This is a genomic window from Amycolatopsis sp. NBC_00438 (assembly GCF_036026695.1).
Lineage (GTDB): Bacteria > Actinomycetota > Actinomycetes > Mycobacteriales > Pseudonocardiaceae > Amycolatopsis.
In genome coordinates, this window is sequence record NZ_CP107923.1 from 2,351,860 (window position 1) to 2,377,921 (window position 26,062).

At 71.9% G+C, this 26,062-nt stretch carries 28 protein-coding genes; 14 read left to right on the forward strand and 14 right to left on the reverse strand.

The annotated features are described in order from the left end of the window. Nucleotides 1–15: 15 nt before the first annotated feature. The 4 genes from OG494_RS11010 to OG494_RS11025 all read left to right on the forward strand — a co-directional run bounded on the left by OG494_RS11010 (nucleotide 16) and on the right by OG494_RS11025 (nucleotide 3,193). The gene (locus OG494_RS11010) at nucleotides 16–1,164 is read left to right on the forward strand and encodes a type III PLP-dependent enzyme (RefSeq protein WP_328454551.1); all 1,149 of its coding nucleotides are present in this window, start codon (nucleotides 16–18) and stop codon (nucleotides 1,162–1,164) included. Further along, entirely contained in the window at nucleotides 1,157–1,516 is a 360-nt protein-coding gene (speD, locus tag OG494_RS11015) for an adenosylmethionine decarboxylase (protein ID WP_328454553.1), read from the forward strand. Before OG494_RS11010 ends, speD begins: the two co-directional genes overlap by 8 nt. Then, on the forward strand, nucleotides 1,516–2,385 hold the full coding sequence (locus OG494_RS11020) for a spermidine synthase (protein WP_328454554.1): 870 nt from the start codon (nucleotides 1,516–1,518) through the stop codon (nucleotides 2,383–2,385). The genes speD and OG494_RS11020 overlap by 1 nt, the downstream gene beginning before the upstream one ends. Before the next feature lie 181 nt (nucleotides 2,386–2,566). Further along, entirely contained in the window at nucleotides 2,567–3,193 is a 627-nt protein-coding gene (locus OG494_RS11025) for a DUF4360 domain-containing protein (protein WP_328454555.1), read from the forward strand. Between the two features lie 67 nt (nucleotides 3,194–3,260). On the opposite strand, the gene OG494_RS11030 is transcribed toward OG494_RS11025, so the two are convergent. Next, complete coding sequence (locus OG494_RS11030) at nucleotides 3,261–3,698, reverse strand: hypothetical protein (RefSeq protein ID WP_328454556.1); 438 nt, start codon at nucleotides 3,696–3,698, stop codon at nucleotides 3,261–3,263. A gap of 297 nt (nucleotides 3,699–3,995) precedes the next feature. Next, nucleotides 3,996–4,463 carry a MarR family winged helix-turn-helix transcriptional regulator gene (locus OG494_RS11035; RefSeq protein ID WP_328454557.1) on the reverse strand — a complete coding sequence of 156 codons (468 nt, stop codon included), beginning with the start codon at nucleotides 4,461–4,463 and terminating at the stop codon, nucleotides 3,996–3,998. Between the two features lie 74 nt (nucleotides 4,464–4,537). On the opposite strand from OG494_RS11035, the gene OG494_RS11040 reads away from it, so the two are divergent. Both OG494_RS11040 and OG494_RS11045 read left to right on the forward strand, forming a co-directional pair. Then, nucleotides 4,538–6,610: an MMPL family transporter gene (locus tag OG494_RS11040; protein WP_328454558.1), complete on the forward strand. Its 2,073-nt coding sequence runs from the start codon at nucleotides 4,538–4,540 to the stop codon at nucleotides 6,608–6,610. 46 nt (nucleotides 6,611–6,656) lie between these two features. Continuing rightward, nucleotides 6,657–8,168 carry a carboxylesterase/lipase family protein gene (locus OG494_RS11045; RefSeq protein ID WP_328454560.1) on the forward strand — a complete coding sequence of 504 codons (1,512 nt, stop codon included), beginning with the start codon at nucleotides 6,657–6,659 and terminating at the stop codon, nucleotides 8,166–8,168. A 6-nt stretch (nucleotides 8,169–8,174) separates the two neighbouring features. Here the strand turns inward: OG494_RS11045 and OG494_RS11050 are convergent, their stop codons facing one another. Continuing rightward, on the reverse strand, nucleotides 8,175–8,558 hold the full coding sequence (locus tag OG494_RS11050) for a MerR family transcriptional regulator (protein ID WP_328454561.1): 384 nt from the start codon (nucleotides 8,556–8,558) through the stop codon (nucleotides 8,175–8,177). Between the two features lie 54 nt (nucleotides 8,559–8,612). Here OG494_RS11050 and OG494_RS11055 point away from each other — a divergent pair, with 54 nt between their 5' ends. After that, on the forward strand, nucleotides 8,613–9,407 hold the full coding sequence (locus tag OG494_RS11055) for an MBL fold metallo-hydrolase (RefSeq protein ID WP_328454562.1): 795 nt from the start codon (nucleotides 8,613–8,615) through the stop codon (nucleotides 9,405–9,407). Here OG494_RS11055 and OG494_RS11060 read toward each other — a convergent pair. The 7 genes from OG494_RS11060 to OG494_RS11090 all read right to left on the reverse strand — a co-directional run bounded on the left by OG494_RS11060 (nucleotide 9,404) and on the right by OG494_RS11090 (nucleotide 14,867). Further along, nucleotides 9,404–9,757: an STAS domain-containing protein gene (locus tag OG494_RS11060; RefSeq protein ID WP_328454564.1), complete on the reverse strand. Its 354-nt coding sequence runs from the start codon at nucleotides 9,755–9,757 to the stop codon at nucleotides 9,404–9,406. The genes OG494_RS11055 and OG494_RS11060 overlap by 4 nt on opposite strands. Further along, entirely contained in the window at nucleotides 9,754–10,830 is a 1,077-nt protein-coding gene (locus OG494_RS11065) for a cobalamin B12-binding domain-containing protein (protein ID WP_328454566.1), read from the reverse strand. Before OG494_RS11065 ends, OG494_RS11060 begins: the two co-directional genes overlap by 4 nt. Further along, nucleotides 10,827–12,455, reverse strand: coding sequence for a PP2C family protein-serine/threonine phosphatase (locus tag OG494_RS11070; RefSeq protein ID WP_328454568.1), 1,629 nt, complete (start codon nucleotides 12,453–12,455; stop codon nucleotides 10,827–10,829). The genes OG494_RS11065 and OG494_RS11070 overlap by 4 nt, the downstream gene beginning before the upstream one ends. Continuing rightward, nucleotides 12,448–12,837, reverse strand: coding sequence for an ATP-binding protein (locus OG494_RS11075; RefSeq protein WP_328454570.1), 390 nt, complete (start codon nucleotides 12,835–12,837; stop codon nucleotides 12,448–12,450). The genes OG494_RS11070 and OG494_RS11075 overlap by 8 nt, the downstream gene beginning before the upstream one ends. Before the next feature lie 92 nt (nucleotides 12,838–12,929). Next, entirely contained in the window at nucleotides 12,930–13,316 is a 387-nt protein-coding gene (locus OG494_RS11080) for an STAS domain-containing protein (protein ID WP_328454572.1), read from the reverse strand. 113 nt (nucleotides 13,317–13,429) lie between these two features. Further along, nucleotides 13,430–14,596 (reverse strand): VanZ family protein, encoded by a 1,167-nt coding sequence (locus OG494_RS11085; RefSeq protein ID WP_328454574.1) that lies wholly within the window; start codon nucleotides 14,594–14,596, stop codon nucleotides 13,430–13,432. A 76-nt stretch (nucleotides 14,597–14,672) separates the two neighbouring features. Beyond that, a complete protein-coding gene (locus OG494_RS11090; protein WP_328454576.1) occupies nucleotides 14,673–14,867 on the reverse strand; it encodes an antitoxin in 195 nt (64 codons plus the stop codon). 496 nt (nucleotides 14,868–15,363) lie between these two features. On the opposite strand from OG494_RS11090, the gene OG494_RS11095 reads away from it, so the two are divergent. Together OG494_RS11095 and OG494_RS11100 are read left to right on the forward strand one after the other, a co-directional pair. Further along, nucleotides 15,364–17,073: a sulfatase gene (locus OG494_RS11095; RefSeq protein ID WP_328454578.1), complete on the forward strand. Its 1,710-nt coding sequence runs from the start codon at nucleotides 15,364–15,366 to the stop codon at nucleotides 17,071–17,073. Nucleotides 17,074–17,279: 206 nt separating this feature from the next. After that, nucleotides 17,280–17,609: a hypothetical protein gene (locus tag OG494_RS11100; protein WP_328454580.1), complete on the forward strand. Its 330-nt coding sequence runs from the start codon at nucleotides 17,280–17,282 to the stop codon at nucleotides 17,607–17,609. On the opposite strand, the gene OG494_RS48355 is transcribed toward OG494_RS11100, so the two are convergent. Beyond that, the gene (locus OG494_RS48355) at nucleotides 17,588–18,250 is read right to left on the reverse strand and encodes an enolase C-terminal domain-like protein (protein ID WP_442874400.1); all 663 of its coding nucleotides are present in this window, start codon (nucleotides 18,248–18,250) and stop codon (nucleotides 17,588–17,590) included. The two genes, OG494_RS11100 and OG494_RS48355, sit on opposite strands and share 22 nt — an antisense overlap. A 773-nt stretch (nucleotides 18,251–19,023) precedes the next feature. Between OG494_RS48355 and OG494_RS11110 the strand changes: the two genes are divergently transcribed. Next, nucleotides 19,024–20,151, forward strand: coding sequence for a S1 family peptidase (locus tag OG494_RS11110; protein WP_328454584.1), 1,128 nt, complete (start codon nucleotides 19,024–19,026; stop codon nucleotides 20,149–20,151). 40 nt (nucleotides 20,152–20,191) lie between these two features. Continuing rightward, nucleotides 20,192–20,689, forward strand: a complete 498-nt coding sequence (gene tsaA, locus OG494_RS11115) for a tRNA (N6-threonylcarbamoyladenosine(37)-N6)-methyltransferase TrmO (RefSeq protein ID WP_328454586.1) — start codon at nucleotides 20,192–20,194, stop codon at nucleotides 20,687–20,689. Here tsaA and OG494_RS11120 read toward each other — a convergent pair. After that, nucleotides 20,686–21,276, reverse strand: coding sequence for a TetR/AcrR family transcriptional regulator (locus OG494_RS11120; RefSeq protein ID WP_328454588.1), 591 nt, complete (start codon nucleotides 21,274–21,276; stop codon nucleotides 20,686–20,688). The two genes, tsaA and OG494_RS11120, sit on opposite strands and share 4 nt — an antisense overlap. A gap of 4 nt (nucleotides 21,277–21,280) precedes the next feature. Then, a complete protein-coding gene (locus OG494_RS11125) occupies nucleotides 21,281–22,147 on the reverse strand; it encodes an alpha/beta fold hydrolase (RefSeq protein WP_328454590.1) in 867 nt (288 codons plus the stop codon). A gap of 476 nt (nucleotides 22,148–22,623) precedes the next feature. Here OG494_RS11125 and OG494_RS11130 point away from each other — a divergent pair, with 476 nt between their 5' ends. Both OG494_RS11130 and OG494_RS11135 read left to right on the forward strand, forming a co-directional pair. Then, nucleotides 22,624–23,406: a D-Ala-D-Ala carboxypeptidase family metallohydrolase gene (locus OG494_RS11130; RefSeq protein WP_328454592.1), complete on the forward strand. Its 783-nt coding sequence runs from the start codon at nucleotides 22,624–22,626 to the stop codon at nucleotides 23,404–23,406. Between the two features lie 333 nt (nucleotides 23,407–23,739). Beyond that, a complete protein-coding gene (locus tag OG494_RS11135) occupies nucleotides 23,740–24,255 on the forward strand; it encodes a VOC family protein (protein WP_328454597.1) in 516 nt (171 codons plus the stop codon). Nucleotides 24,256–24,259: 4 nt separating this feature from the next. Here the strand turns inward: OG494_RS11135 and OG494_RS11140 are convergent, their stop codons facing one another. Further along, nucleotides 24,260–24,700 carry a DoxX family protein gene (locus OG494_RS11140; protein ID WP_328454599.1) on the reverse strand — a complete coding sequence of 147 codons (441 nt, stop codon included), beginning with the start codon at nucleotides 24,698–24,700 and terminating at the stop codon, nucleotides 24,260–24,262. Between the two features lie 557 nt (nucleotides 24,701–25,257). On the opposite strand from OG494_RS11140, the gene OG494_RS11145 reads away from it, so the two are divergent. Next, nucleotides 25,258–26,016, forward strand: coding sequence for an ATP-binding protein (locus OG494_RS11145; RefSeq protein WP_328454601.1), 759 nt, complete (start codon nucleotides 25,258–25,260; stop codon nucleotides 26,014–26,016). Nucleotides 26,017–26,062 lie beyond the last annotated feature (46 nt).

The window sequence follows — 26,062 nt, forward strand, 5'->3', positions numbered from 1 at the left end:
TGCAAGACTGGCGAGGTGTGCGCCGACTTCACCCGGATCCGCCGGTTCCTCGACGAGCGGGATCCGCCGACCCCGTGCCTCGTCGTCGACACCGACGTCGTCGGGGCCCGGGCGGCGGAGTTCCGCGCGGCGTTCCCCGGCGCGCTGATCCGCTACGCGGTCAAGGCCAACCCGGCCCCGCCGGTGCTCGACGCGCTGGTGGCGGCCGGGATCGGCTTCGACGTCGCCGGGCCCGCCGAGGTCGCGCGGTGCCTCGAGCGCGGCGCCGAGCCGGCCGGCCTCGCCTACGGGAACCCGATCAAGAAACCCCGGGACATCGCCTTCGCCCACGACCGCGGGGTCCGCGAGTTCACCTCGGACGCCGCGACCGACGTCGACCACCTCGGCCGGTACGCGCCGGGCTGCGCGGTGTCGATCCGCGTGGTGCTCGACGCGCCGGACTCGGTGACGCCGTTCGGCCGCAAGTTCGGCTGCGACCCGGCCGAGGCCCTCGACCTGGTGCTGCGCGCCGCCGCGCTGGGGCTGCGGCCCGGGATCGCGTTCCACGTCGGCTCGCAGCAGCCCGCCCTCGGTGCCTGGGAGATCGGGATCGCCACGGCGGCGAAGCTGTTCTCCGAGGCCGCGGCCCAGGGCGTGGGGATGACGCGGCTCAACCTGGGCGGCGGTTTCGCGACGGCCCACCGCACCGGCGTCCCGTCGCTGGCCGCCTACGCCGCGACGATCGAGTCGGCCCTCGGCACACACTTCCCCGACGGCCGGCCGGAGCTGCTGCTCGAACCCGGCCGGGTGCTCGTCGCCGACGCCGGCCTGCTGCGCACCGAGGTCGTCCTGGTCGCGGACCGCGGCGAGCGGCGCTGGGTGTACCTCGACATCGGCCGCTACAACGGCCTCGCCGAGGCCGAGAATGAGGCGATCGCCTACCGGTTCGAGCCGGTCGAGACGCCCGCCGGGCCCGCCGGGCCGGTGGTGCTCGCCGGGCCGACCTGCGACGGCGACGACGTCCTCTACCGGCGGACGCCGTACGAGCTGCCGCTGTCGCTGCGCGCCGGTGACCGCCTCGACCTGCCCGGGACCGGCGCCTACACCGCGTCGTACGCCTCCGTGGAGTTCAACGGGATCGAGCCGCTGCGGACCTACTGCCTGGGGAAGTGGGGAGATGCCTGAAATCGGCCGGTTCTCCGGGTGGCACGTCCTGGCCGAGCTGCACGGCGTCGACCCGGGCCTGCTCGACGACGCCCCGAAGCTGGGGGAGCTGCTCCGCGCCGCGGTGACGGAGGCGGGCGCGACGGTCGTCGACGTCGTCGCCAAGAGCTTCGCGCCGCAGGGCGCCACCGTCATCGCGTTGCTCGCCGAGTCCCACGCGTCCGTGCACACCTACCCCGAACACGGGTCGCTGTTCGCCGACGTGTTCACCTGCGGCGAGCGCGCCGACCCCGAACACGCGGTGCGCCTGCTGGCCAAGTCGCTGGACGCCGCCTCGATCCACCTGACCGTCCTCCGCCGGGGAGAAGCCTGATGACCGCGATCCACGAACCGCTCGGCTCCGGCCTGACCCGCGTCTGGGAGGTCGAAGGCGTCGTGTTCCACGCGCGCACGGCCTACCAGGAGGTGCTGATCGGGCGTACCGCGCAGGGCGTTTCGCTGTTCTGCGACAACGAGCGCCAGAGCACCGAAGCGAGCCAGCTCCTCTACCACGAGGCGCTGATGGTGCCCGCGCTCCTGCTCGCCGACGAGGTGCGCCGGGTGCTCGTGATCGGCTCCAGCGAAGGTGTCGCCTGCGAGCTGGCGCTGGCCGCCGGCGCCGAGGTCGTCGACCACGTCGACATCGACGAGCAGGCCGTCCGCGCCTGCGCCGAGCACCTGCCCTACGGCTACACGACGGCCGCCCTCGCCGACGCCGAACGCGGAGCCGGGCCGGTCCGGCTGTCCTATGAGGACGGCTGGGCGTTCCTGGCCGCCGCGGAAGAGCGTGGTGACACCTACGACGTCGTCGTGATCGACCTGCCGGACGAGAACACCGACCCGGACGCGCAGCACAACCGCTTGTACGGCACGGACTTCCTCAGCCGCTGCGCGCGGCTGCTGGCGCCCGGCGGAGTGGTGACCTGCCAGGCGGGCTGCCCGACGCTGTGGCGCAACGAGACGCTGGTCGCGTCGTGGCGGCGGTTCCGCGAGGTGTTCGGGACCGTGCTGTACTTCGGCTCCGACGAGCACGAGTGGGCCTTCCTGTCCGGGCGGGCGGACCGCGTCGGCGAGCCGGGGGCGCTGGTGGCCCGGCGGTTCGGCGAGCGGGCGAGCACGGCCGTGACACTCGACGCCGAAACGTTGCTCGCGGGCGCGACACCCCCGTATTCGCTCCGGCGGAATACTGGTCCAGTCCAGTAGCGCCATCGATTCTTCGAATAATCAACTATTGCCGGCGAAAGTACGGGAAATCCATTTCCCGTACTTTTCTCGTGGTGTTACTCCGTTCAGTGACCCTCGGGCGGTTTGCGATCGCGCTACGATCCGTTCCGCGAGCGATCATCGTGATCACAAGGCATCGTGGCCCATTTGGAGGAGCGTCATGCTCGGTATGTCGGTCGTCGCCGTAACGATTCTGTCCCTGCTCGCCGCACCCGCCGATTCGTCGGTGAACCCGGTGCCGACCGAAAAGATCACGCTCGACATCAAGACCATCAACGGTTCGGGCTGCCCGGCCGGTACGGCGACCGCGTCGGCGGACGTCGCCTCCGACAACACGTCCTTCTCGGTGCGCTACTCGAACTTCACGGCCAAGGCCGGCGGTGGCGCTCCCGCTCTCGACGCCCGGAAGAACTGCCAGATCAACGTGCTCGTCCATGTGCCGCAAGGATTCACGTACGCGATCGCGGAGGCGGAGTACCGCGGGTTCGCGCACATCGAGAGCGGGGCGAGCGCGCTGGAGCAGGCGAACTACTACTTCGCCGGGACGTCGCCGACCGCGCGGGTGCGCCACACCTTCCCCGGCCCGTTCCACGGCCAGTGGCGCGCGACGGACACCACCGACGTCGCCGCGCTGGTGTTCGCGCCGTGCGGTGAAGACCGCAACCTCAACATCAACGCGGAACTGCGGGCGGACGCCGGAACGTCCTCGGGGGCCAGTTTCATCGAAATGGATTCCGAACACGCGAGCGTCGACACGGTTTACCACTTCGCGTGGAAGAACTGCTGAGCCGGGCGTATTCGGAGTGGCCCGCCCACCGGAACCCCGGGTGCCGGTGAGCGGGCCGTTCGCCCGCTCAGACGTGCGTGACCAGCAAGGTCACCCCCGCCTCACCGCCGCAGTCGACAAAAACGGGCCCGACACCGTTCCCGATCTGTTCGGAAAGCGTGGCCTTGGCCTCGAATTCGTCCGGCCCGGACTTCAGGATCCGGATGTTCTCCAGGACGGGGTGCTCCGGAAAGCCCCCGAGTACGGACTTCAGGCCGGTGCCGCCCCCGCAGTTCCCGGTGATGGTCACCTCTTCGCCGCGCCGGGTGGTCGGGTTCGGGCTCACCTGGACGGTGGCGCGCGCGCCCTTCGGCGGCTGCTGGGCTGTGCTGCTCATGGTTTTCCCCTCCGTGGTGCCGGAATCGGCCGACGCGCCGCCGGCGATCCCGATGCTCGTGGCCGTGATCAGCCCGGCCGCGAGGGCCAGGCCGAGCAGGGTGCGGGTCGGCTTCGTGGTGCCGCGCATGGTGATCTCCTCCCCGGATCCGGTATCGCCGGATCCACCCCGTAAGTCGTGCGGGGAGGGGGCGGAGGTTCTCGGCGCGATGTGGATCACTCGAACGGGTGAATGGCGCGCACGTGAAAGGCCTGGCACTTCCACCGGGAAAGTGCCAGGCCGCAAGGGAAACCGAGGTCAGCTGCCGACCGGTGGTCGTTCGGCTTTCGCGGCGGGCACGAGGGTGCATCGTCGCTCGAACCGCTCCATCAGCACGGTTGCGATCAACAGGGCCACTGGTGTGCTCACCGCGATCCACATGCCTGCTCAGTTACCCAGCCCCGGGTGATCTGAACCCCCCGCCGACAAACCGCCGATCAAAGAGAGCAGCCGCGCGCGGAACGCGTCGTCGTCCCCGAGGCCGCCGAGCAGGGCGGGGTCTTCGCGTTCGGCGCGCACGGCCTGTTCGTGGACGGCGCGCCCGGGCGAGGTCAGCCGCGCGAGGTGGCGGCGGGCGTCGGCCGGGTCCGGTGTGCGCGTGACGAAGCCGGCCTTGGCGAGCCGGTCGAGGGTGCGGCTCATCGTCTGGTCGGTCACCTGGCAGCGCCGGGCCAGGGCTCGCTGGGGGAGCGGCCCCTCGCGCAGGGTGTGCAGCGCGATCAGCCCCGCGTGGGTGAGGCCCAGGCCGTCGAGCACGGCGACCCAGCGCTGCTCGACCAGCCGCGCGGCGACAGCCAGCAGGCGGCCGGTCGGCCACGTGCTCAGGTCCGGTTCGGGGGCTGTGCTCACCGTCACTCCGTGCCGTCGTGCAGAATGTTCAGCCTGCTGAACAATTGGGCGTGTTCGCGCTCGAAAGGACCTTAGCGACCATGAACGAGACCGCTCCACGCCGTCTTCGCTGGCTGATCCCGGCCCTCCTGGTGATCGCCTGGCTCGCGATCGGCGGGTTCGGCGGGCCGTTCGCCGGGAAGCTCAGCGAAGTCGCGAAGAACGACAACGCCGCCTTCCTGCCCGCCTCGGCCGAGGCCACCGAAGTGTCCGGCGAGCAGAAGGCGTTCACCTCGCGCCAGGTGCTGCCCGCCACCGTCGTCGCCGAACGCACGAGCGGCCTGACCGGCGAAGACCGCCGGTTCCTCGAGGCCAAGGCCCAGCAGCTGGGCACCGTCCCCGGTGTCGTCGGGCCGCTGGGGAAGCCCCAGAACGCGCCGCGCGACGACCAGGCCGTGCAGCTGGCCGTGCCGATCCTCGCCGACGGCAACCCCGCCGACGTCGTCAAGGAGGTCCGCGCTCAGCTCACGGGCGCGCCGGACGGCCTGACCGTGCTGGTCACCGGCCCGGCCGGGCAGGTCGCGGACCTGGTCACGGCGTTCGGCGGGATCGACGGCATCCTGCTGCTCGTCGCCGGCGGCGTGGTCGCCTTGATCCTCATCGTCGTCTACCGCAGCCCGCTGCTGCCGTTCCTGGTGCTGCTCTCGGCGGTGTTCGCGCTCGGGCTCGCGAGCCTCGTGGTCTACCTGCTGGCGAAGAACGACGTCCTCGCGCTCAACGGCCAGAGCCAGGGCATCCTCTCGATCCTCGTGTTCGGCGCGGCGACCGACTACGCCCTGCTGACCGTCGCGCGCTTCCGCGAGCAGCTGCGCGACACGCCGAGCCGGTTCGACGCGCTGCGGATCGCGTGGCGCGCCACGCTCGAACCGATCGCCGCGTCGGCGGGCACCGTCGTCCTCGGCGTGCTGTGCCTGCTGTTCAGCGACCTGAACTCCAACAAGGGGCTCGGCCCGGTCGCGGCGATCGGCATCGGCGCCGCGCTGCTGGCGTCGACGACGTTCCTGCCCGCCGTGCTCGCGCTCTGCGGCCGCGGCGCGTTCTGGCCGTTCAAGCCCGCGCTCGGCTCGCCGCACCCGGAGACCGCCGGGATCTGGGGCCGGGTGGCCGGCCTGGTCGGCAAGCGGCCGCGCGCGGTGTGGGTGGTGACGGCGCTCGTGCTCGGCATCGGCGTCGCGTTCCTGCCGCAGCTCAAGGCGTCCGGCACCGCCCAGTCGGACGTCTTCCTCACCCAGGTCGAGTCCGGCACTGGGCAGGACGTCCTCGGCCGGCACTTCCCGGGCGGCCTCGGCGCGCCCGCGATCACCATCGCCGACGCCGGCGCGCTGCCCGCCGTGCTCGCGGCGTCCGAAGTGGACGGTGTGGCGCAGTCGCTGCCGTTGCCCGGCCCCGATGGGAAACCCAAGGTCGTCGGCGGCCGGGTGCAGATCCTGTCCGTGCTGAACGACCCGGCGGACTCCGAAGCCGCGGTCGCGACCGTCGGCCGGCTGCGCGACGCCGTGCACGCGGTACCCGGCGCCGCCGCGAAGGTCGGCGGCCCGACGGCGATCCAGCTCGACACGCAGCAGACGTCGGTGCACGACCGCGAGCTGATCATCCCGATCGTGCTGCTGGTGATCTTCCTCGTGCTGGCCCTGCTGCTGCGCTCCCTGCTCGCGCCGTTGCTGCTGATCGCGACGGTGGTCCTGTCGTTCGCCGCGACGATGGGCGTGTCGGCGCTGGTGTTCAACCACCTCTTCGGCTTCCCGGGGGCGGACCCGGTGGTGCCGTTGTTCGGGTTCGTGTTCCTGGTGGCGCTGGGGATCGACTACAACATCTTCCTGATGACACGCGTCCGCGAGGAGGCACTGGCCCGGGGCACCCGCGCCGGCACCTTACGCGGGTTGTCGCTGACCGGCGGCGTGATCACGTCGGCCGGCGTCGTCCTGGCGGCGACGTTCTCGGCGCTGGCGGTGATCCCGATCCTGTTCCTCGCCCAGATCGCGTTCATCGTCGCGTTCGGCGTCCTGCTGGACACGTTCCTGGTGCGCTCGCTGCTGGTCCCGGCCCTCACCGTGGACGTCGGCCGCCGGATCTGGTGGCCGTCGAAGCTGGCGCGGAAAGCCGATCAGCCGTAGGTAATTCGCTGGCGCGCGTCCCGGTCGGGCGAGGAACATCCCTGCGATGACCGCAGTCGCGCCCCGCCCCGAAGTCCGCACCCCGGCCGGAACCCTGCGCGGCAACAGGGAAGCGGGTCTCGCGGTCTTCCGGGGCATCCCGTTCGCCGAGCCGCCGGTCGGCGCCCTGCGGTTCGCCGCACCACAACCGGTGCGGGCCTGGGACGGGGTACGGGAGGCCGTCTCGTACGGCCCGCCGCCCCCGCAGCCCGGGGCGTTCGGCATGGACGAGCTCGCGAAGGACGCGCCGGGCGAAGACTGGCTCACGGTCAACGTCTGGTCGCCCGAACCCGGTCCCGCCGCCGGGTTGCCGGTCATGGTGTGGATCCAGGGCGGTGCCTACGGGATCGGCACGTCCGGCCTCCCCGAGTACGACGGCGCCCGCCTCGCGCGCGACGGCGGGGTCGTCGTGGTGACCTTCAACTACCGCGTGGGTGTCGAGGGTTTCGCGCAGCTCGACGGGGCGCCGGCCAACCGTGGCCTGCTCGACCAGGTCGCCGCGCTGCGGTGGGTGCACGACACCATTCGCGCCTTCGGCGGCGATCCCGGCCGGGTCACGGTCTTCGGCGAGTCGGCGGGCGGTGGCTCGGTCGCCGCCCTGCTGGCGATGCCGCGGGCGGCCGGGCTCTTCCGGCGGGCCATCGCGCAGAGCGTGCCGGGCACGTTCTTCTCCCCGGAGCTCGCCGCCGACATCGGTGCCGCCTTCGCCGCCGAGCTGGGGCTGCGTCCCACGGTGGCCGACCTGTCCGACGTGGACCCGGCCCTGCTGGCCGCCGCCGGTGACGCGGTCACGGAGGGGATCGGCGGGCGCGCGCACGACTGGGGCCAGGCCGCGCACCGGTCGATCCCGTTCGCGCCCGTCGTCGACGGCGACGTCCTGCCGGGCACGCCGTGGCAGGCTCTCGCCGGCCGGGACGTAGAACTCGTCGTCGGCCACACCCGCGACGAACAGCGGCTGTTCACCGTGATCGAGGGCATCCTCGGCCAGGTGACGCCGGAGCAGGCGGCGACCGCCCTGGAGGTGTTCGCCCCCGGCCCGGACGGTGCGCGCCGGTACCGCGACGGCTTCCCGGACGCGGGCCCGGACGAGCTGTACGAGCTGGTCCACTCGGACTGGCTGTTCCGGATGCCCAGCCTGCACCTCGCCGAGGCGCACGTCGCGGCCGGCGGTCGCGCCCACCTCTACGAGCTGACCTGGCCCGCGCCGGGGATGGGCGGCGCGTTCGGCGCCTGCCACGGCCTCGACGTGCCGCTGGTCTTCGGCAACCTGGACCGGGGCGGGCCCGCCGCGTTGATCGGGCAGGACACCGCCGAAGCGGCGGAGCTCTCGGCCCGGATGCGCGCGGCGTGGACGGCGTTCGCCACCTGCGGCGACCCCGGCTGGCCCGCGTACGACACCGCCCGGCGCCTCACGCAGCTCTTCGACACCACACCGGCGGTCGCCGCCTACCCGGAGGAGGCCTCCCGCCGGATCTGGCAGGACCACAGCTTTCCCGCACTGCCCCTGCTGAACCGCTGAATCGGGTCAGCCGATCGTCACCTTGAAGTCGGGGCAGTCGACCAGCGGCACGTGGTCGCAGTGCGCGGCGTGGCGGAGGCTGTCGCGCATCCGGGTCAGGCGGTCGATCGCGCCGTCGAGTTCGTCCGCCTTCGACGCCATCCGCTCGCGCAGGGCCTCGTCGCTGGGGGTGGCGACCAGGAACCGGGCGATCTCGGCGATCGTGAACCCGGCTCCGCGGGCGCAGGCGACTAGGTCGAGGCGCCGCAGGACGTCGGGGTGGTAGGTGCGCCGCAGGCCGTTGCGGCCGGCCGGCTCGACCAGGCCGCGCTTCTCGTAGAACCGCAGGGCCGACGGCGCCAGCCCGGCGCGTTCGGCGACCTCGGCGATGTCGAGCAGGGCTTCGGTCATCGGGACCTCCCAGGTACTTGACTTGAATCGTAGTTCAAGTCGGAGGCTGTCCCCATGAAGATCCACCACCTCAACTGCGGGTCCGTGCGGCAGATCGAAGCCCCCGGACTCCCGGCCGCCCCGGCCGTCAACCACTGCCTGCTCGTCGAGACCGAGCGCGACGGCCTCGTCCTGGTCGAGACCGGCCTCGGCCTCGACGACGTCCGCGAGCCCGAGACCACCCTGGGCGCCGACTGGGTCGCCATGGCCCAGCCCGCGCTCGCCGAAGACGAGACGGCGATCCGGCAGGTCGCGCGGCTCGGGTTCGACCCGGCCGACGTGCGGCACGTCGTCGTCACCCACCTCGACGTCGACCACTGCGGCGGCCTGCCCGACTTCCCCGGCGCCCGGGTGCACGTGCTCCGCGCGGAGCTCGACGCCGCTATCGCCGAAGCCCCGAGTTTCCGGTACCGGCCCGCGCACTGGGCGCACGGCCCGCAATGGGCGGCCTACGACGTCCCGGCGGGCGACGACTGGTTCGGGTTCGCGTCCGTGCCGCTCACCGGCCTGCCGCCGGAGATCCGGCTGGTGCCGCTCGGCGGGCACACCGCGGGCCACGCCGGGGTCGCCGTGCACGACGGCGCCCGCTGGCTGCTGCACTGCGGCGACGCCTACTACTACCACCGCGAACTCGACGTCACGCCGGAGCCGCACCCCGTCCTCGACGTCGTCCAGATCCGCTCCGAAGTCCACCACGACCTGCGGCTCGGCACACAGGCACGGCTACGGGAACTGGTGCGAGGACACGGCGACGACGTGACGATCTTCAGCGCCCACGACCCGTGGGAGCTGGCCGGGCTGCGGGGCTAGGAGTCGGCGCGAGCGCGGGAGATCGGGGCTTCGCCGGTCAGGTGCGCGAAGGTCCCGGTGAGCGCGAGCAGCCGGTCGAGGGCGGGCCGGCGGTTGTCCAGGTGGAACCGGCGGCCCGCGCCGGTGACGGCGGTGTGCGCCCGCAGCAGCGCCGAGAGGCCGGAAGAGTCGCAGAACGCGATTCCCCCGCAGTCGAGCCGCACGTCCCGGACGTCGGGCGCGCCCGCCAGCCGGTCGGCGATCAGCCGGGACAGCAGCGTGGCCGTCGCGAACTCCAGCTCGCCGACGATCACGACGTGGGCTGTGCCCGGCTCCGGTGACGTCCAAGTGCAGGTCAGCGAGGTACTCATGCGGACAGCTCCGATCCGGCGGCCCGGTCCGCCAAGTGCGTGCGGGCGGTGCCGAGCAGCCCGGTGGCCCGGGGGAAGTCGCGCAGCTCCGCCTCGAGCAGGTCGAGCGCGGGCACCAGCGAGACGGCCGGGACGCCACGTGCGGTGAGGATGTCGGCCGTCCAGGTCAGGAACCCGGTCAGCAGGTCGCTGTCGCCGACGTAGAGGGCGGTCGCGAGGAAGTCGACGATGTGCGCGATGTCCTCGGCCGTGTGCCGGCGCTGCAGGTCGGTGTAGGACCGCATCGCCGGGATCCGCCCCTCCAGCCCGGCGAGCACCGCCTTCACGAGGTTGCCCGAGCTGCGCGTGACCAGGGTGTACTCCTGGTCGGCCAGGTGCGGCAGATCGTCGAACGGCTGGTGCCCGATCTGCGGCCGGGGGAGTGGTTCGGTCAGCCGGTCGGCGGCCGTGCGCGCGTCCGGGGCCCATGCCTCGGCGCCGAGCAGCCGCGCGTACCGGCCGTCCGGCCCGAACGCGGCACCACCGGCGATCACCGGGGTCGCCGCCGCCTGGCACGCCGTGATCGTCGCGTGCGCGGTCGGCAGCCGGGTGGCGATGGAGCTGGACAGGGCGACCGCGTCGGGCCCGGTGCGGTGCAGGTGGGCGACCAGGTGCGGCGCCGGGACCTGCGCGCCCAGGTAGTCGACGTGGAACCCGCGCAGCCGCAAGACCTCGGCGAGCAGCCGGGCGGGCATCGCGTGCCATTCGCCGTCGACGCAGGCGACCGTGACGCGGCCGAGGCGCGGTTCCGGCCGGGGCAGGACGTGACCGAAGGTGGCGATGACGCGATCGTTGATCGCCGTCGCCACGTGCTCCTGCGCGACGCTCAGCCGGTTGGCCGCCCACTCCCGGCCGACCTTCCGCTGCACCGCGCCGATCACGTCGAGCAGCACGCTCTCGGGGTCCAGGCCTTGGTCCAGCGCCCGGACCACGACGTCGCCCGCGGCGTACTCGTCGCCCGTGGTGACGGCTTCCCACAACAGGTCGGCGTGCTCGGCGACCCCGGCGGGACCGGTGCGGGTCGGGACACTCACGCGGTGTACCTCCCGCGGCTGTGCCCGCCGACCGCGGCGAGGTGCTGCCCGCGCGGGGCGGTGATCGCGAGGACCGCCATGTCGTCGTGGTCGCCGCGGCCGATCCACTGCGCGGCCAGCATGTGGATCCGTTCGACGACCGCGTCGGCCGGCATGTTCGCGCACTCGGTGAGCTCCTGCCGGAGCCGGTCTTCCCCGAACCGGGCGTCCCCGAGCGGGCCGCCCTTGGCCTCGACGATGCCGTCGGTGAACAACAGGCAGGTTTCGCCGGGGTTGAGCGTGACGTCGGCGCTCTGCGACTCGATCTCGGGCAGGAAGCCGATCAGGCTGCCGTGGGTTTCGGCTTCCTCGACCCGGCCGTCCGCCCGGACGATCAGGGGCGGCGGGTGCCCGGCGCAGGTGACACACAGCCGGACGGCGTTGCCTTCGCGCTTCGCGGAGGCCAGCACCAGGGTGACGTAGCGGGCGTCGTGGCGGTCGGCGAGCGTGCGGTTCAGCAGGCCGAGCAGCCGGTGGTGATCGCCCGCCATCGGCAGCAGCGCCCGCAGCGTCGTGCGGATCTTGCCGGTCAGAACGGCGGCGTCGAGGCCCTTGCCGCAGACGTCGCCGAGCACGGCCAGCGCCTCTTCGCCCTCGGCCGTACCCGTCGCGTGGACGTCGTAGAAGTCGCCGCCGATCCGCTCGCCGTCGAGCGCCGGGCGGTACCGTCCGGCGAACTCGACCCCGCCGAGCTGCTCGAGATCCGGTGGGAGCAGCTCACGCATCAGCGTGTCGGTGATGGCGGCCTGCAGCGCGAACACCCGCGCCGCGGACATCGCCGCGCCCGCCCGGGCCGCGAAGAGCCGGGCGAAGAGCTCTTCCTGTTCGGTGAACGACTTCAGGTCGCCGCGGCGCAGCAGCACCAGCGCGCCGGCGGGGACACCGTGGCCGGGCAGCGGCGTCACGACGATCGAGCCGACCGGCCCGAACCCGTCCGGCAGCACCCAGTCCGGCGCGTTGTCCGGGGCGAGCCAGCGCGAAGGGACCGGCGGGAAGCCCTGCAGGGCTTCCCCCAGCCCGGGCAGCTCGTCCGGGTCGATCTCCAGCCGTCGGCGGGCCGGCTCGCCGCCGCGAACGCAGCTGACCGCGGGAAAGGTCCCGCTGGTCCTGGGCGCCAGCACCAGCACGGCGTCGGCCAAGTGCTCCGCGGCGAGCCGGGCGGCGACCTCCATGCAGCGTTCCAGGTTGAGCGAGCCGAGCAGCGCGGCGGAGGCTTCGCTGAGGAACGCCGTCCGCTCCTGTTCGCGGGCCAGTGCGTCCCGGGCGGCGCGGAGGTCGGTCTCGTCGATCAGCCACCAGAGCACGGTGCCGTCGTGCGGGACGGGGTGCGCGGCGAAGAACCGCTCGCCGACCGCACCGCGGGCCACCTCGCCGGGGCGCAGCTCGTGCGCCTCGACCAGCCACTGCGCGGTCGTGCCGGTCAGCGGGTGGCCGGGGCCGGCGTCCGGGAAGAGCCGGCGGGCGGCTGCGTTCACGGCCCGGAGGATTCCCGAGCCGTCGGCGACGAGCGCGGCCGTGGGTGCGGCGTCCCAGCCCCGGTCTCCGATGAGCGGAGCCGCGGGGGCGGTGTGGACGCGCTCAGCCATGGGCGCCCGGGTCGGTCGCCAGCTCGGCCCACAGGGTCTTGCCGGCCGGACGGCGGAGCTGGCCCCACGCCGCCGCGCAGCGTTCGACCAGCAGCAGCCCGCGGCCGCCCTGATCGGACGGCGCCCGGCGGCGGGCCGTCTCGGCACTGCCGTCGTCGACCTCGATCCGCACCTTGGCCACGCCGGGCAGCAGGCGCACGTGGTAGGGCGCGTGGCCGTGGCGCAGGGCGTTCGAGGCCAGCTCGTCCACCACCATGACGGCGGTGGTGACCACGCTCGCCGGGAAGCCGCCGAGGACGGACCGCACCCAGCCGCGGACCCTCGCCAGCTCGGAGAGCTCGGCGGAGATGGTGATCTCTTGCCTGGCAAAACGCAGGTTCACGCCCGCCTCCTTCACGGTGCCGGGCCCCGAACGGGTGCCGTCCCCCTCTTCATGCCCGGAACCGGGCTCGCCCACACGGGTGCCGGAGGTCGTCATGCGTCATCACCCCAGGAAGCGCGCGCCGCGGCGACGGTCGGGTGCAGCGGCATGACCTCGCCGAGCCCCAGCAGCTCGATCGGCCGGACGACGGCGGGAACGGTGGTCGCGACGGCGAGCCGGCCGCCCGCGTCGCGCAGCCGGGTGCCCAGCCGCAGCAGGATCTGCAGGCAGCTGGAGTCGCAGTACTCGACCTCGGTCATGTCCAGCACGACCTTCCCCGGGCCGGGGTCCGCCGGCAGCAGGTCCGCGAGTTTCGCCGATACGGCCAGGTCGAACTCGCCGCGCAGGACGTAGACGGTCACATCCCCGGCGGCGTGCTCGGCCAACGACCAGCCTTGCCCCGAAGAGCGCTGCCGGGGCCGCGTCGCGTCGGTGGTCATGGTTGTGCTCCTGGAGGGGACGGGCTTCGTCTGACTGCGGGCTGGCAGCTCAACCCGTCCGGGAAAATCTACCAGCGGCCCCGGGCGCGGGCAGCGCGGTGGGCGTGCCGTCCTTAAAGGACTTCCTTGGTCCGCGCCGGTTCGGGGGCCGGTTCGGGCGGCGTGCTCGCAGGTGAGGGCACGATCGCGACGTTCACGGTGCGGGTCAGCCGTTCGTAGGGTGCACGGTGCTCGTTGTCGAGCAGGACCGCCAGCGGGGTCCACACGAGCACGACGAAGAAGGACGCCGCCAGCGCGAGCGGCAGCAGCAGCTGTTCGGGGTGCTCGCCGAGGTCCCAGCGGTCCAGGTCCAGCAGCATCCAAGTCAGCCACAGGGGGGACAGTAGGACGCCGTTGCGGACCAGCAGCGATATGGGCCCGGCCCGGCGGCCGCTGCGCCGCGCGACCCGCAGCAGCATCGCCCGCTTGCCCGGCGTCGACCCGGTCACCGAGGGCAGGACCACGAACCACACGATCGCGAGGATGACGACCGGCGTGTCGCGGTGGCGCAGGTCCTCGCCGAACAGCGTCAGCAGGCCGAACAGGAACCCCAGCAGCGCGGCGAACCCGAGCAGGTCGGTGGCCAGCGCGAACAGCCGCCGCGTGAAGGTGACCTTCGTGGCGTAGCGGCGGTGGTCGTGGTCCGGCTGCAGCGCGGGCAGCACCCGGCCGAGCGGGCCGGCGATCAGCCAGCCGAGAGCGGCACCGGCGGTGTTCAGGATGAGGTCGTCGACGCTGAACAGGCGGTACGGGCACGGGTAGACGAACCACAGCCCGGTGAGCTGCGTCAGCTCGAACAGGAGGGAGAGGCCGAACCCGGCCAGGATCGTCGGCACGGCGCGCATCCGCTGGGCGTAGCGGAGGAACAGGCCGAGCGGGACCAGCATCGCGACGTTGAGGGCGGTGGTCCAGACGGCGGGGTTGTGCAGGATCGCGCCGGGGCTCCAGTGGCCGCGGGCGCGCTGCGAGACGACTTCGACGAAGTAGAACGGCCGCAGCTGGGGAGAACTGGCGTAGCTGTGTCCCGCGCAGAAGTTCGCGTTGTCGGGCAGCGGCAGGATCGTCTGCGTCGCGATCGCCAGGAGGTAGAACACGAAGGTGTAGAAGACGACCGTCGTCCACCCGCCCGCGCGCCCTCGGCGCCGGTAGCTGACGAACGCCGCCGGCAGCATGACGAGCAGGACGATGAGCGGGAACAGGTAGAGGGCGGTCCGGACGGGGACGAGGTAGGTGGCGACCACGGAGCCGGTGGTACCCAGCCGAGGCGCGGGCGAAGCGTGCTTCGCCCGGACGGCTGGGCAGTCACCGGCGCCCGACTCACTGCGGCGGCGCGTCCTGCTGGCCGCCGCCCTGCTTGTGCAGGAAGTCCTTCACCTTGTCCGAGCCCTGGTCGATCTTGTCGGCGTGCTCGCCGAACCGCCCCTTGGCGGCTTCGGCGGCCTTGTCGATGCCCTGGTCGGCCTTGTCGGGGTTGTTGCCCAGGGCCTCTTTCGCCTTGTCGAAAAGACTCATCGGTAGGACTCCGTTCGGAATAGCGGGGCTTGGGTCTTCACGAGCAAAACACCCGGCCGACCGGCTCGCAACCGAACGGCCGATTTCCTTCCCCTGTAGGGGGTATCAGGGCTCTTTCGTGGGTGAAAGACGGAGATCCGGGTTTGGCCGCGGGGATATCGGGTATTGGCCGATTCCTTTCGGGCCGCCCCTGGCAGGTGCGGGCATCCGGGCCCGGCGTCGGACGCCAACGGGATTTCCGGTCGCCATTTCCCGGACCGAAGCCGCCCGTGACCTCCTCGACGCGGTGAGCGTGACGGCCGACCCGGAAAGTCGCCGCTGTACGAAATGTACGACCGGCGCCGAGCGGCTGATCGTCGGGGAACGGCCGCCTCCGCCCGCCCGTGGCTCGGCGGCGTGAACCGCGCACCGCCCCGAGCCGTATACCGGGTGAGGATCGCCGTCCCCGCCGCACGGGCCCGGCGATCACCCGTGAACTGTGATGTGAGGCCGCGCCATGATGGGAACCACCGGTCTGCCGCGGTCGCGGCGAGCCCGCCGCCGCACCCCGGGCGGAGGTGCGGCGCTGCCCGACTTCGGGCTGCCGCGGGCCGCCCGGCGGCACGCCGTCGCGAGCGTGGTGCTCACCGTCCTGGCCGCGCTGCTGGTGCTGTTCGCGCTCCTCGCGCCGGACGACCTCACCTCGTTCTCGCCGGAAGCCCTGGTCCGGGTTCCGGTGGAAGGCCTGATCATGGCAGCGTTCGTGCTGGTCCTGCCGCCGCGGGCGCGCACGGTGGTCGCGGTGCTGGGCGGCCTGGTGCTGGGCCTGCTCACGATCATGAAGGCGCTCGACACCGGCTTCTACGCGACCCTCGAGAAGCCGTTCGACCCCGTCTACGACTGGAGCTTCTTCACCGCGGGCGTCGAGTTCCTCGCCGGCGAGATCGGCGACGCGGGCGCGTACGCCGTGCTGGCCGGGGCCGTGGTCCTCTCGCTCGCGATCGTCGTCTTCACGGTGCTCGCGATGCTGCGGCTGACCCGGATCGCGGCCGGCCGGCGGACCGGCGCGACGCGGGTGGTCGCCGTGCTCGGCGTGATCTGGATCGTCTGCTCGGTTTTCGGCGTCGAGATCGCGCCGGGCCAGCCGGTCGCGGCCCAGAACGCCGCGGCCCTGGCCTACGACGACCTGCGCCAGGTGAGCACCGACCTGCGGGAACAGCAGCCGTTCAGCGAGCTGGCCGCCGAGGACGCGTTCCGGAACACCTCCGGTGACCAGCTGCTGGCCGGGCTGCGCGGCAAGAACGTGGTGCTCACGTTCGTGGAGAGCTACGGCCGCGTCGCGCTCGACGACCCGGGGTTCGCGCCGAAGATCGGCGCGACGCTCGACGCGGGCACCGCGCAGCTGCGCGCGGCCGGCATCGGCGCGAAGAGCGCGTTCCTCTCGTCCTCGACGTTCGGCGGCGGCAGCTGGCTCGCGCACTCCACCGTCGAGTCCGGCATGTGGATCGACAACCAGCAGCGCTACAACAACCTCCTCGACAGTGATCGGCTGACCCTGGGCGGCGCGTTCCAGAAGGCGGGCTGGAAGACCGTCTGGGACGTGCCCGCGCACACGAAGGACTGGCCGGAGGGGCAGCGCTTCTACCACCCGGACGCCTACTACGACTTCCGGAACATCGGCTACCGGGGCCCGGGGTTCGCCTACGCCACGATGCCGGACCAGTACACGCTCTCCATGCTGCAGCGCAACGAGCTGGCGAAACCGGCCCAAAAGCCGGTGATGGCCGAGGTGGACCTCGTCTCAAGCCACGCGCCGTGGTCGCCGCGGCCCTGGCTGGTCGACTGGAACCAGGTCGGCGACGGCTCGATCTTCGCGCCCCAGCCGGGTGCGGGGGAGGCGCCCGAGTCGGTCTGGAAGGACCCCGCGAAGATCCGCGACGCCTACCGCGACGCCACCGACTACTCGCTCAAGACGCTCATCTCCTTCGTGCAGCGCTACGGCGACGACAACCTGGTGCTGGTGTTCCTCGGCGACCACCAGCCGCCGGTCGTCACCCCGCAGGGCGCGGTCCACGACGTGCCGATCACGATCGTCGCGAAGGACCCGAAGGTGCTGGACCGGATCTCCGGCTGGGGCTGGACGGACGGGCTGCACCCGGCCGCGCAGGCGCCGGTGTGGAAGATGGACTCCTTCCGCGACCGCTTCCTGACCGCGTTCGCCCGCTGACCGTCCGGCCGAGGTTTGTTTCAGCAGCAAGAGAAACGCCCCCGGTCGTCACCCCTCCGCGAGCCGGCCCGGGGCGCGGACTAGCCCGGATGGAGCAGCGTCGTGACTTTCCGCTGCGCGGAGTTCACTTGCCCGATGAATTGCCGGTAATTCTCTCGCAGTTCTAGGCTCGGTTCCGTCGGGGTTCTCCGTGCTGAGGAGTGGTCATGCGAAGGAAATTGGCGGTTCTCGCCGTCGCTGTTTTTTCCCTGTTCGGTCTGACGGTCGGTACCGCGGCCGCGGCCGGCAGTGATTTCGCGCCACCCGGGTGCTTCGGGGAGCGGTACGGCATCCTTTTCGGCCAGGGTGTCTCGGTCAGCTGTTTCCCCGGTGAGGGCTACGGCTACCGGGTGATCGCGCACTGCTCGAACGGCAGCGCGTTCTGGTACGTGGTCGGCGACTTCGTGCCGTACGGCTTCGGCCCGGCGGTCGCGGAATGCACCGGCGCGCTGCTGGTACCGGCCCGGGTGGTCGCCTACCAGGTCGACGAAATCTGATTTCGCGCCTTTTCCGCCCGGTCGCCCTTTCGGGTGGCCGGGCGGACGCGCGTGTTTTTCGGTTCAGGAAACGCGGCGGTCGTCCATCGCGTCGCGATCCCCAGTCGATTCCGAGGCCGGGGGTTTCCGGGGGCACGGTGTGGCCGTTTTCGACGGTCATTTACGTGCGGGTGATCGCCCCGCAGTTGCGGGATGTGCTCGACGTAACGGCCGTTCGGCACCGCCGCGGCGAGGCTCACGTGCGGTTCCATCAGGAAGTGCGGGCAGGCCTCGACGTTGAAGGCTTCGGCCAGGTGGGCCACCTTGAGCCAGGGCGTGATGCCGCCGGCCCGGGCGACGTCGGGCTGCACGATCGAGGCCGCGCCGCGGTGCAGGTGGTCGCGGAACTGCGCGACGAGTAGAGCGACTCTCCGACGGCGATCGGCACGGACGTCGAGGCGGCGAGCCTGGACACGTCGGCAGCGGCTCTTCCAGCCAGAACAGGTCCAGCGGCGGGAACGCGGCGGCCCGCCGCACGGCCTCGGCGGACTATAGGAAATACGATTCCGTCGCGGCGGTGACCGGTCTGTCAGAGAGTGTGAAGGCTTCGATCGCGCCCTCGGGCGGCTCACGCTCCGGGCTGCGGCTTGGAATCCACGCACCGGCTCTCCTCGCTCGGCTCGCGGATTCGGGCTGTGCCCGGGCTCCGTGTTGGCGCTGCGCCGGGCTGCGCCTGGCTCGCCGTCAGAGCGGCGCCTGGGATCCGCGTGCCGGCTAACCGCGCTCAGCTGATTCGGGCTGCGCCTTCGGCTCCGCGCGCCGGGCCTCCGGCTGCGCCGGCACCGCGCCGGGCCTCTGGCTGCGCCCTCGGCTCCGCGCGCGCCTTCGGCTGCGCCGGGCTCGCCGTCCGGGATTCAGGGCTGCGCTCTGCACGCCGGCGCTGTGCCCGGTTCGCGCTGTGCCCCGGATGTCGCAAGGCCGGTGCGCCGCGCCTGGCTCGCCGTCCGAGCGGCGCCCCGGATCCGCCTGCCGGCCGCACCGGGACCGCGCCTCGATCCGCGCGCCAGGCCCGCGGGCTCGGACCGCACCTCGGATCCAGGCCGCGGCGGGGGACTGTCATGCACGTCTGGTGCCCTGCAGTCCCTGGTTTCTGGTTCCCGGCGCCCATGCGTGTTGTACTTGGTTCAGACCTTTTACAACGTTGCAACGGAGGCAGGTACCACGCGGCGCGAACGGCCACCAGCCGGTTCGCGCCTCTCTGGCGCGTGCGGAACATGTTGCAGCGCAACAAAACCATGGCTCCAGTCCGCAGTGGACAGTCGTTCGCCCCTGCGAATTCCGGACAGAAAACCGGACAATTCTGGACCTGCCGCGAACCCGGCCGCACACTCGGCGGACAGTGTGTTTCTTTCCCCCGGCCTCGGAGGAGTTCCCCATGCGTCGAAGAATCGCCCTGGCTCTCGGCGGCGCCGCCGTCCTCACCGCCAGTCTCGCCACCACCGCTCTCGCCCCCGCCGTCGCGCAGGCGTCGCCCGGCCTGATCGCCGCCATGCAACGGGATTTCGGGCTGACCGCCGCCCAAGCCGAAACCCGGCTGGGACAGGAGACGACCGCCTCGCGGGTGCTACCGGACGCGCAGCGCGCCGCCGGTGCGGCCTTCGGCGGGGCCTGGTTCGATCCCGCGCTCGGCAAGCTCGTCGTCGGCGTGACCGACCCGGCCGCGGCCGCCGCCGTCCGGCAGGCGGGCGCCGAGCCGGCGACCGCCGTGATCAGCGCGGCGAAACTGGACGCGGCGAAAGCCGCCATCGACTCGGCGGCCAAGGCGCACCCCGCGCCGGCCGGTGTCAGTGGCTGGCGGACCGACGCGCGCAGCGGCAGTGTCGTCGTCACCCTCCGGCCCGGCGCGCAGGGCGCCGACGTCGACGCTTTTGTCGCGCAGGCCCGGAAAGCCGGCCCCGTCACCGTGACCTCGACGCCGAAGGCCGAGACGTTCGCGGCCGGGACCGTCGGCGGCGACCCGTACTACATCAACGGCAACACCCGCTGCTCGATCGGCTTCTCCGTGAATGGCGGGTTCGTCAGCGCCGGGCACTGCGGCGGCGCCGGCAGCTCGGTCGTCGGCTGGGACGGCTCGGCGATGGGCACGTTCGCCGGTTCTTCCTTCCCCGGCAACGACTATTCGTTCATCCGCACCGGCAACGGCTGGTGGAACGCGCCGGTCGTGCTCGGCTGGGGCACGGTCAGCGACGCGCTCGTGCGCGGCTCCTGGGTCGCGCCCGTCGGCACCTCGGTGTGCCGCTCGGGTTCGACGACGCACTGGCACTGCGGTGTCGTGGAGGGGCTGAACGAAACCGTCAACTACTCCCAGGGCGCCGTCTACCAGGTGACCCGCACCAACGTCTGCGCCGAGCCCGGCGACTCGGGCGGCTCCTTCATCACCGGTGACCAGGCGCAGGGCGTCACCTCCGGTGGCTGGGGCAACTGCAGCTCCGGCGGCGAGACGTGGTTCCAGCCGGTGAACGAGATCCTGCAGACGTTCGGCGTTTCGCTGGTCACGGCCTAGTGCGACCGCGACGCCGGTCGCGGGCACCTAGGCTGGGCCGATGACCTCGCCCCTGCCCGCGATCGGCGTCGTGCGCACCGCCCGGACGGAGCTCGAGCACACCCCCGTCCAGGCCGCCGCGAACCGTGCCGAGGAAGGCACGATCGAACTCGACGCACGCTTCGCCGAGGGACTGGCCGGGCTCGCCGGGTTCGACTACGCGTGGCTGCTCAGCTGGCTGGACCGGCCCGACCGGCCGGGCGGTCTCACGCAGGTGCCGTACCTGCTGCGCCGCGAAGGCCGCCGGATGGGCATCTTCGCCACCCGCGGCCCGCGCCGGCCGAACCCGATCGGGCTCAGCCTCATCCGGCTGCTCGACGTCTCCGGCACCACGATCCGGTTCGCCGGTGTCGATCTCCTCGACGGCACGCCGGTGCTCGACGTGAAGCCGTACGTCACCCGGTTCGACCGGCCGCCCGGCGACCCGGCCTGCGGGTGGTTCGACGCCGTCGACGTGCCCGAAGGCGTCACGCCGGCCCGGCTGGCCGAAGAATCCTAGGCCTTCAGCAGGCTCGCCAGCCAGGCGCCGAGCACCTGCTGGACGTCGGCACGGGTCCGCGCCGGATCGTCCGCGGCGGCGATCATCCGGGCCGCCTCCATCACCGCGCTCAGCACCAGCTGCGCCAGCGCGGGGACCGGCAGCTCGACGATCAGCCCGTCCGCCCGGGCCTGGTCCAGCACGCTGATGATCAGGCCGAGGCCGTACTCCGCCTCGATCTCGCGCCAGACGTCCCAGCCCAGCACGGCGGGCGCGTCGGTGAGGGAGATCCGGCGGACGTCTTCGCGCAGGCAAGCGTCGAGGAACACGCCGAGGCCGAGCGTCATGCCGGTCAGCGGGTCGGCGCCCCGGGCGAACGCGGCGCCGACCTCTTCGGTCAGTTCGCGTTCCAGCTCCTCGACCACCGCGCGGAACAAACCCTGCTTGTCGGCGTAGTGGTGGTACAGCGCGCCGCGGGTGACGCCCGCCGCGCGGGTGATCTCGTCCGCCGGCACGGCCTGGTAGCCGCGGGTGGCGAACAGCTCGCGCGCGGCGGCGACCAGGGCGGCCTTCGTGCCTGTGGAGCGGTCCTGCTGGGTACGTCGCACCCGCCTAATCTGCCATGACGCCCGCGAACTCGATCACGTGCCGCGCCAGCGCGGCGGGCTGGTCCTCCGAGACGAACGTGTAGGAGTCCGCGATCTCGACGAGCTTCGCGTCCGGCAGCAGCGCGGCGAGCCGGTGGGCGAGCGAGATCGGGAACAGCTTGTCCTCGCTCGCCCAGGCGAGCAGCACCGGCCGGTCGAACGTCCGCAGCGCCTCGGCGGCGGCCAAGGTGTGCCTCGGGTGCACGTCACGCAGCAGCTTGCGCAGGTCGCGCCGCACTCCGGCGGACTTCCTCAGCGGCGCGAGGTAGGCCTGCGCGACGTCGTCGGGCAGCGGGCGCTTGACGACCCAGCCGAACAGCATCGGCAGCGGGTACAGCGCGCGGAACCGCAGCAGCTGACCGAGCACGGCCATCGACCCCGGGATCCGTGCGATCGCCGGCAGCGGCTTGAAGATCGGCGGGAAGAAGTACTCGAAGCAGTCGGACGGCGTGAGCACCACCCGCCCGACCCGGTCCGGGCGGCGGCTGAGCATGATCTGCGTCAGCGCGCCGCCGGTGTCGTTCGCGACCAGTGTGACGTCGCGCAGGTCCAGCGCCTCCAGGAAGTCCGCGATGACGTCGGCGGCGCCGGCGGGGGAGAGGTCGGCATCCGCTCGCATCGGGAGGTCGTGCGAGCCCAGCGGCAGATCCGGGGCCACACAACGGAATCCGGCCGCCGCGACGTCCGGCACCACCTTCCGCCACAGCTGCGCGTTCGTCAGCACGCCGTGGACGAACACCACGGGCGCGCCGCTGCCCCGCTCGAAGTACCGCACCTCACCCGCCGGCAGCCGGACCCGGTGCTCCCGACCCAAGGATTCGCTTCTCGTCATGCGAGCTATAGTTACATACATGCACCATGTATGTAAATGACGTCAGCGGCCGTCTGTGTCGACGACCAGCCGGCAGGTGCCGGCCTGGACGCTGGGCTCCGAGAGGGCGGCCGGGCTCAGGTCGGCTTAGCCGACGCCGCTCTCGTCGCGACAGGCGGCCAGTTGTGCGGTGGGGGCCAAGGCGATCGGCCCCAGTCCGCCGTGAAATCCGGGGCGTGGAGCACGGTCAGGCTGCTCGCGCCAAACGCGGTGATGCGCATGGTTACCCTCTCTCGTTTAACTTAGGGCTAAGCAAAATGGCTCAGCGCTGAGTTAACCGAGAGTGAAGGTGGCCGGGTTCGCCCCGATCGTCAAGAATTCACGAGCCGTGCGCCGACCACGGCGGGTCCCGGCGCGGCGCGGCCGGGGTGTTGGCGGATGTTTGGGCGGCCCGTGTCTGCTGCGGGCTTCGTTCGCCGAGTACTCCGGAGGTCTCGATGAGCCCGTTCCGCCCGTCCGCCGGCATCGGCCGCCGCACCCTGCTCAAGGCTGCGGCCGGGACCGGGGTCGCCCTGGCCGGCAGCCTTGCCGCGATGGCGGCGTTCCCCGGGATCGCGGCGGCCTACTCGTGGCCGTCGTCGTTGCGGTCCGGTTCGACCGGCGCGGCCGTGAAGGAACTGCAGATCCGCGTCGCGGGCTGGGCCGCCGACGGCCCGCAGCAGACGTACGTCGCCGTCGACGGTGAATTCGGTCCCGGCACCGAAGCCGCCCTGAAACGGTTCCAGGCCGCGAACCACCTGACGGCCGACGGTGTCGCGGACGCGGACGACTTCGCGGCCCTCAAGGCGCTGGAATCCGCGGACGGCTCGACGTCGCACTTCGAATTCAGCGAATTCACGTCCAATGACGGTACGGATTTCGGTGGTGGCAAGGTCGGTTCGGCGACGGTCAAGGAGAACGTCCGGCGGCTGATGTACAAGCTCGAAGCCCTGCGGACGAAGGGTGGCAACCGGGCGATCACGATCTCGTCGGGCTTTCGCAGCGTCGCGCACAACCAGGCCATCGGTGGCGCGTCGAACAGCATGCACGTCTACGGCACGGCGGCGGACATCTACGTCAGCGGCTTGAGCACACGTCAGGTGTACGTCCTCGCCGAGGCCTGCGGGTTCTCCGGGCTGGAGCGCTACACGCTCTCGGACGCCCACCAGCACGTCGACAGCCGCATCGAGTACGCGTACGGCTCGCAGAGCTGGTGGTGGGAGAGCGGCACCGTGAGTTGAACGCTTGAAGGAAACGCTGTTTGACGCAGTGCTGCGCGGTGATGCCCCGGGCGAGGCTTCGGGGAAAGGTCGGATCCGGGGGCATCACCGCCCGCGGGACAGCTGACACGTTGTCCTGCGGTGGATCAACCCTACGAACCCCGGGGCCGTTCGACCAGAGCCTCGATGCGGTGTCGAAGGTTTGTCGCCCGGTCGGTCGCAAGGCCCACTGAGAGTGGGTCTTTCGGGCTGATCGAGGATCGCTCACGCTCGCTTGACCGTTCGCTGCTTCGCGCCTAGCCTTAAGTTGAAACTTCAACCGATTCGCGCGCGCAGCACGTGCCAGGAGAGCCGATGTCGATCTTTCGCCTGAACCACGCCGTGCTGTACGTCCGGAACGTGGCCGAGAGCGTGGCGTTCTACCGGGACCTCCTGGGGTTCGACTACATCGAGGGCGGCGACGCCCACCGCGGCGCGGCCTTCCTGCGGGCGCCCGGCTCGACCAACGACCACGACCTCGGCCTGTTCGAGCTCGGCGCGCACGCCGAGGACTCCGGCGCCGGGCAGACGTCGGTCGGTCTGTACCACCTCGCGTGGGAGGTCGACACCCTCGGCGACCTGGACCTCATCGCCGGCCGCCTCGAAGCGGCCGGCGCGCTGGTCGGCTCGTCCGACCACGGCACCACGAAGTCGTTGTACGCCAAGGATCCGAGCGGGATCGAGTTCGAGGTCGTCTGGATCATCCCGCGCGAGCTGCTGACCGACGCGGATCGCGACAAGAGCAAGGCCATCGGCCGGCTGGACCTCGCGCGCGAGATGGCGAAGTACGGCCCTGACGTCCGCGGCGGAGTCGGCATCTCGCGCCCGTAGGGGCTCAGGACGCGAGTTCGTCCGCCCGGACATGATCCTGCTCCGGTGCCGAAGTGCGTTGCCGGGTCAGGAGATTGCTCAACGCGAAGCGGCCCGGGCCGATGAACGCGACGGTCAGCAGTGCCCAGCAGAACAGGGTCGCGGCCTCACCGCCGTTCTGGATCGGGAGCAGGCCGGTCGGCAGGTGCACCGTGAAGTAGGCGAACGCCATCGAGCCCGAGCCGAGCACGGCGGCGACCCGGGTACCGAGCCCGACGCAGACCAGCGCGCCGCAGACGAGCTGGATCACCGCGGCCCACCAGCCCGGCCACGCGCCGACGGCGACGGTGGACTTCGCGCCGAAGAGCCCGAACAGCGACTTGGCGCCGTGACAGGCGAACAGGAAGCCGATGACGATGCGGTAGAGCCCGATGACGTGCTCGCGGGCCGGGGCCAAGCGGTGCATGGTTCCTCCGGAGGCGGGGTGCGGGCGGCAGCCGGCCGGCCGGTGCGCGGGGCCGGCCGTGGCGGATGCGGAGCGTTCAGATATACCGGCCGGTCGGGATTCGGCACACCGCCGAAAGTCGGATGGGGATAATTTCCCGGGAAAAACCCGGACTTCTGCCCGAATTGGTCCGCCATACCGCGAGACCACGTTGTCAGGCAAGAGAAAACCTGGAATTCCGGCTATTTGCCCGATCTGGTCCAGACCAGTTAGTGGACTGGTCCACGCCGGGTTTCGGGAATGTTTCGGGTTCTTTTCGGAAATGGCGCGGACTGGTCCTGCCGGATCAGTGCGGCGACCCGTTCGGCGTCCCGGAGACGGCGGTAGCCGGTCCGGTCGCCTCCGGCGGAACTCCGCGCCGGTCGACCGCCGCGTCACGGCCGCGACGCTCGTGACCATCGCTGTGTGCTCGTCGAATCAGCATCACGGCGCGACCGGGCCCTTTGCGCCGTCCCGGGGGAGGACTAGCGTGACGGCCATGGGATCGACGGCGCGATCGCGCCAGCCGGCCGGTGCCCGTGCCTGAGGGCATCGGGATCGAGCTGCGGAACCGGAACGCGAGCGCGTTGGTCTTCGTGACCGGGCGGCTCGACATCACCGGCTACCCCTTCCTGCGTGACGGCCTCCTGAAGATCGCCGCCGATACCCCGCCGGGGCTGATCGCGGACATCGACGGCCTGGTCATGGACCTGCACTCGCCGAGCCTGTTCCCGTTCGTCGCCACCCGGCTCGAGCGCTGGCCGGGCATCCCGTTCTCCCTGGTGACCCGGCAGCCCGCGCACATCGAGGCGTTCGGCTCCTTCGGCCTGGACCGGTTCGTCCCGGTGTACGCCGACGTCGAGGCCGCGGAGGAGGCGTTGCCGCACCCGATCCGCCGCCGCGCGGAGCGGACACTCGCGCGCGGGGAAGCCGGGATCGCGCAGGCGCGCGCGTTCGTCAGTGCGCGGACCGGCGAATGGGGCGTGCCCGCGCTCGAGTACGACGGCACGCTCATCGCGGCGGAGCTCACGGACAACGCTTCCCGGCACACGGCTTCGCTGCCGCGGTTGCGCCTGGAGCTGCGGCGGGACCTGCTGACGATCGCGGTGAGCGACGACGATCCCCGGCCCGCGGTGCTGCTCGACCAGCCCGACCTGCTGGAGCCCGGCCTGGGCCTGCGGATCGTGGCGCAGACCGCCCGGGCGTGGGGGAGCAGCAAGCGGTGGACGGGCGGCAAGGTCGTCTGGGCCGTCCTGGCCACGCCGGAGCGGCGCCGGTCGGGGACCCTCGGTCCCTGATCCCTTCTGGGCAGGCTTCGCGGACGTGATCGGCGTCATACGAACA